The 4,265-nt window shown below is 36.1% G+C and carries 5 protein-coding genes; 3 read left to right on the top strand and 2 right to left on the bottom strand.

The features are described 5' to 3' along the window. The first annotated feature begins 34 nt into the window (after positions 1–34). Positions 35–484 carry a 50S ribosomal protein L9 gene (gene rplI, locus V7Z48_RS13425; protein WP_334114132.1) on the top strand — a complete coding sequence of 150 codons (450 nt, stop codon included), beginning with the start codon at positions 35–37 and terminating at the stop codon, positions 482–484. Positions 485–570: 86 nt separating this feature from the next. Then, on the top strand, positions 571–1,050 hold the full coding sequence (locus tag V7Z48_RS13420) for a DUF6495 family protein (RefSeq protein ID WP_334114131.1): 480 nt from the start codon (positions 571–573) through the stop codon (positions 1,048–1,050). 184 nt (positions 1,051–1,234) lie between these two features. Here V7Z48_RS13420 and V7Z48_RS13415 read toward each other — a convergent pair whose 3' ends face one another. After that, a complete protein-coding gene (locus V7Z48_RS13415) occupies positions 1,235–2,473 on the bottom strand; it encodes an ABC transporter permease (RefSeq protein ID WP_334114129.1) in 1,239 nt (412 codons plus the stop codon). Positions 2,474–2,676: 203 nt separating this feature from the next. On the opposite strand from V7Z48_RS13415, the gene hisS reads away from it, so the two are divergent. Then, positions 2,677–4,047 carry a histidine--tRNA ligase gene (hisS, locus tag V7Z48_RS13410; protein ID WP_334114133.1) on the top strand — a complete coding sequence of 457 codons (1,371 nt, stop codon included), beginning with the start codon at positions 2,677–2,679 and terminating at the stop codon, positions 4,045–4,047. A gap of 55 nt (positions 4,048–4,102) precedes the next feature. On the opposite strand, the gene V7Z48_RS13595 is transcribed toward hisS, so the two are convergent. After that, a complete protein-coding gene (locus V7Z48_RS13595; RefSeq protein WP_442954719.1) occupies positions 4,103–4,249 on the bottom strand; it encodes a T9SS type A sorting domain-containing protein in 147 nt (48 codons plus the stop codon). Between the last annotated feature and the right edge of the window lie 16 nt (positions 4,250–4,265).

Below are 4,265 nucleotides of genomic sequence, written 5' to 3'. Positions count from 1 at the left end.
GTAGCAGATTTATTAAAATAAAATATCATAACAAATGGAACTTATATTAAAACAAGACGTTGAAAATTTAGGATTTAAAGACGATGTTGTAACAGTTAAAAACGGTTATGGTAGAAATTTTTTAATTCCACAAGGTCAAGCAATTTTAGCAACATCTTCTGCTAAAAAAGTACTAGCCGAAAACTTAAAGCAACGCGCTTATAAAGAAAAGAAAATTATTGACGAGGCTAAAGCAATAGCAACCGCTATTTCAGCATTAGAGTTAAAAATCACTTCTAAAGTAGGAACTGGTGACAAACTTTTTGGTTCGGTAAACAACATTGATGTTGCAGAAGCTTTACAAAAAGAAGGTCAGACTATCGATAAAAAGTATATCAACGTTATTGGTGGCAATGTAAAACGCTTAGGCAAATACAACGCTATTATTAGACTACACAGAGAAGTATCGGTAGATTTAGAATTCGACGTTATAGCCGAAGCTTAAAACGCACTCCTACAGATAAAAACCGTTTAGTTTTACTAAGCGGTTTTTCTTTTTTATACAATTTCATAACCTTAAACCTATAAATCTTGAAATACAGCCGACTCACCAAAGAACAGTTTGATGAAATGCATCAAGAATTTATTAATTTTTTAGCAACACAATCCATCACGGCCAAAGAATGGGAAGCTATTAAATCAGAAAATCCCGAAGCAGCCGAGCAGGAATTGGACGTATTTAGCGATTTAATCTGGCAAGGCGTTCTACAAAAAATAAAATATCTTGAAAACATTTCTCCACAACAAATGTTTTTGTTTCACATTGAAGACAATCAAATTCGGGTAATTGTCATTAAAATAGAAAAGCCACAAGTTGACATTACCACTAAAGAAGGCTACCATTGGTTAAAGAGTAATTTATTTGACGAATCCGTAAAATTATTCAATGGCAAAAAACCTTACAGCGATGATAAATTGATGGATCGGTTTAATCTCATTCAACAAGGCGCAATCATTACAAAAGGAGAGCTGTTTCAATTCTTCGATCAGTTGCTGAAATCATCTATTTAGAATAATTCTAATAAAGCCAAGGGTGGGCTTATCTATGGCGTTACTACGGAGTAAGGTGGGAAGAGGCATGGAGCATCTATGGAGTATGTACGGCTATTTTAGGACAATGACCCGCCTAATTGCTGATTACCAATTAAATACTGTAATCACTATATATGACCTTTGACTTACAGTTTTCAAATCTCTATTCGTATCGCAACGATTCAATCGGATCCAACTTCGAAGCTTTTATCGCAGGGAACAACCCAGAAATAATTGCAACAATAAACGTAACAGTAATGGCCCAAATTATCGCCGTCCAGGGTAGTCCAAACTGAAGTTTAAAAAAGCCGGCAATTCCTAAAGCTATAAGGGTTCCTAGCACAATTCCAAGTAATCCGCCCAATTGGCTAATCATAATGGTCTCCATTAAAAACTGTTCGGCAATGGTTTTACGTTTAGCACCTAAGGCTTTCCTTACACCAATTTCTCTAGTGCGCTCCGAAACTGAAACCAACATGATATTCATTAGTGCAATTGTAGAACCAAAAATAGTAATCGCACTGATGATAATAGAAGCCAAATAAAGATAACCCGTAATACTGCCAATTCTGTTGAGTAAATCGTCACTACGCACTATACCAAAGTTATTGTCATCTAATGGGCTTAAACCTCGAATGTTTCTAAAAACCGCCATGGCTTCATCCTGTGCACCTTCCAACATATCTTTATTATCAACTTTAATGGTTAACGCGTAATTGATGTTGGCGTTGGTAAAGATAGATCTTGCTTTTTGAAGCGGAATTAAAACCCGTAAATCCTGATTGTTGCCAAAAGTAGCACCTTTAGATTTCAAAACGCCAATCACCGTGAATTTACTTCCACGAACACTTATCACCTTTCCAATGGGGTTCACGTCGCTAAGAATTGCTTTTTGTAAATCGCTACCAATTACGCAGACGCTAGCGTTGTTGCTCACATCAAAATAGTTAAGTTGTCGACCATCTTCAATTTCTAAACCTGAATTATTAATGAAATGTTCATTAACGCCTAAGACAGCTACTTCTGGGTCGGTTTTTTTGTTTTCGAACTTTATTTCTGCTTGTGTGGTTCCAAAAAAGGAAACTGAAGTTTGGGTGGCTGGATAATTAAATTGATTTTCAAAATCTCTAATGTCGTTATAACTAATAATAGGATTGATAACTTGCCTGTCACGACCAGTACGCTGCACGGTAAGTTCGTATTGTTGTATATTGAAGGTGTTTGCTCCCATTGATGAAAAGTCGTCGCTGATCGTGTTTTCCAAGGCCGAAACCAATCCTAAAATGCCAACAAGCGCCGTGATACCAATGGCGATGATAAATACGGTTAAGGCAGTTCTTAATTTCTGACTTTTAATAGAGCCACCGGCGATCCTTAAATTTTCTTTAAATAATGCAAACATGAAATGACAATCTAATTAAGTTGGTTTATGGTAAGACTACCAAACCTGCATAAAGTTACTATAAAATTAAAATAACTTAAGACGGACTGTTAAAATTGTAATATTTTTGTGATGAATTGAATGAATAACAACGGATGGATTCTTTTTCTATATAGAAAGACGAATTTTATAAAATGAGATTCCTGCTTTCGCAGGAAGTTGATATGGCACAAAAACCAAGCATACCCAAAGGCACCAGAGATTTTAATCCCGAAGAAGTAGCGAAACGAAATTATATAATCAACGTTATAAAACAGCAGTTTGAACGTTTCGGATTTCAGCCCATAGAAACGCCATGTTTTGAACACTCCGAAACCTTAATGGGAAAATATGGGGATGAAGGCGATCGTCTTATTTTTAAGATTTTGAATTCGGGGGAATATTTATCTAAGGTTGAAAACGATGTTTTATCGCAAAAAGACGAATCAATTCTTACGCCAATAATCTCCGAAAAAGCCCTGCGCTACGATCTTACCGTACCGTTTGCGCGTTACGTGGTGCAACACCAAAACGAGATTGACTTCCCTTTTAAACGCTATCAAATTCAGCCAGTTTGGCGTGCTGACAGACCGCAAAAAGGTCGATTTAGAGAGTTTTATCAATGTGATGCCGATGTGGTTGGTTCGGATAGTTTGTGGCAAGAAGTAGAGTTTATTCAATTATACGATACTGTTTTTACATCCCTTCAATTGGAAGGTGTTACCATTAAAATAAACAATAGAAAAATACTGTCGGGTATTGCTGAGGTCATCGGTGCACACGATAAACTTATCGATTTCACAGTGGCCTTAGATAAACTAGATAAGATAGGCGAGGACAAGGTAAAAGAAGAAATGATATCTAAAGGGATTTCTACCAAAGGTATCGAAAAATTGCAGCCATTATTTAGCTTATCTGGCGATTTTGATACGCAGATCCAACGTTTAAAAGCGATGCTGGCAACATCTATTGATGGTTTAAAAGGTATTGCTGAATTGGAATTTATTAGTAAAGCCATTCAGAGTTTAAATTTAAAAACGGCCAAACTCGAATTGGACGTGACCTTGGCTAGAGGCTTGAATTATTACACTGGCGCTATTTTTGAAGTGGCAGCACCAAAATCTGTAAGTATGGGTTCTATTGGCGGTGGTGGTCGTTACGACGATTTAACTGGTATTTTTGGCTTAAACGATATCAGCGGTGTTGGTATTAGCTTTGGATTAGATAGGATTTATCTGGTGTTGGAGGCCTTAGATTTATTTCCAAAGACAGTTGCCAATTCAACGCGGGTTTTGTTTATTAATTTCGGTGAAAAGGAAGCTTTACATTGTTTAAAAACCATTGAAAAATTGCGACAGCAAAATATAAATGCTGAGTTATATCCTGATGATGCCAAAATGAAAAAACAAATGAATTATGCCAATAAGCGTAACATTCCTTATGTTGTTTTGGTTGGTGAGGCTGAAATGAATGCACAAACCTTCACCATTAAAAATATGCAAACTGGAACCCAGGAATCGGTGACAGAATCTGAATTGATGAAAATACTGCAATAAAAAAGCCCCACACAAGGCGGGACTTTTTATGCGTTAAAAATTAAAGTTGTCGCAATTACTTAATCAATACCTTTTTAGATACCGAACCGCTTACAGTATTTATTTTGATAATGTAAGTACCTGCACTTAAATTCTTAACTGGGTATTCAGAATAACCACTATCTGAAATATTTTTAATGTTGGTTATAGATTGACCAAGTATGTTTAATAATTCTAAG

Origin of the sequence: Paucihalobacter sp., from assembly GCF_036825875.1 — a bacterium.
In the GTDB taxonomy this organism is placed as follows: Bacteria; Bacteroidota; Bacteroidia; order Flavobacteriales; family Flavobacteriaceae; genus Paucihalobacter.
Note: the sequence above shows the minus strand (reverse complement) of the source record. Positions and strands in the feature narration are given on the sequence as shown.

Excerpts from the sequence above, each read along its gene's own strand:
- rplI (WP_334114132.1), top strand. The coding sequence starts at position 35 with ATGGAACTTATATTAAAACAAGACGTTGAAAATTTAGGATTTAAAGAC.
- V7Z48_RS13415 (WP_334114129.1), bottom strand. The coding sequence starts at position 2,473 with ATGTTTGCATTATTTAAAGAAAATTTAAGGATCGCCGGTGGCTCTATT.
- hisS (WP_334114133.1), top strand. The coding sequence starts at position 2,677 with ATGGCACAAAAACCAAGCATACCCAAAGGCACCAGAGATTTTAATCCC.